This is a genomic window from Pseudomonas sp. JV245A, from assembly GCF_032424515.1.
GTDB lineage: Bacteria > Pseudomonadota > Gammaproteobacteria > Pseudomonadales > Pseudomonadaceae > Aquipseudomonas > Aquipseudomonas protegens.
Genome location: NZ_VYKE01000541.1, coordinates 1 through 459, shown reverse-complemented (window position 1 = coordinate 459; position 459 = coordinate 1). Strand labels below are relative to the sequence as shown.

Annotated in this window: 2 pseudogenes; one reads left to right on the top strand and one right to left on the bottom strand. The window is 66.7% G+C overall.

Annotated features, from left to right (window positions below):
• Positions 1 to 146: pseudogene (locus F6S12_RS32925) on the top strand (tRNA 2-selenouridine(34) synthase MnmH); the annotation flags it as partial.
• A gap of 168 nt (positions 147 to 314) precedes the next feature.
• Here the strand turns inward: F6S12_RS32925 and F6S12_RS32920 are convergent.
• Positions 315 to 459, bottom strand: a pseudogene (locus F6S12_RS32920) (permease); the annotation flags it as partial.

Sequence of the window (459 nt, the reverse complement as noted above, 5' to 3'; positions counted from 1 at the left end):
GGCACCGGGCCTGGATCGAAGGCTTGCTGGGTGAATACTACGACCCGATGTACGCCTTCCAGCGCGAGAGCAAGGGCGCGCGGATCGAGTTCAGCGGCGAGCACGGCGCCGTGCTCGATTACCTGCGCCAGCGCTCACCGCGCTGATTCGTTCGCCGGCAAGCCGGCTCCTGCAGGGCCGCTCCCACCGACCGTAGGAGCTGGCTTGCCAGCGAAGGGGCCCGCGAGATCGCCTTCGCCGGCAAGCCGGCTCCTACATGGGCAGCTCCCCACCGACCGTAGGAGCTGGCTTGCCAGCGAAAGGGCCCTCCAGCCCTACAACAACACCGCACCAATCAACCCGCAGACAATCCCCACCAGCATGGTCAGCACGGCCACGGTCACCAGTACCCGGGCATCGAAATCCTTGCGCAGCATCAGCAGCGACGGCAGGCTGATGCTCGGCAGGGTCATCAGCAGG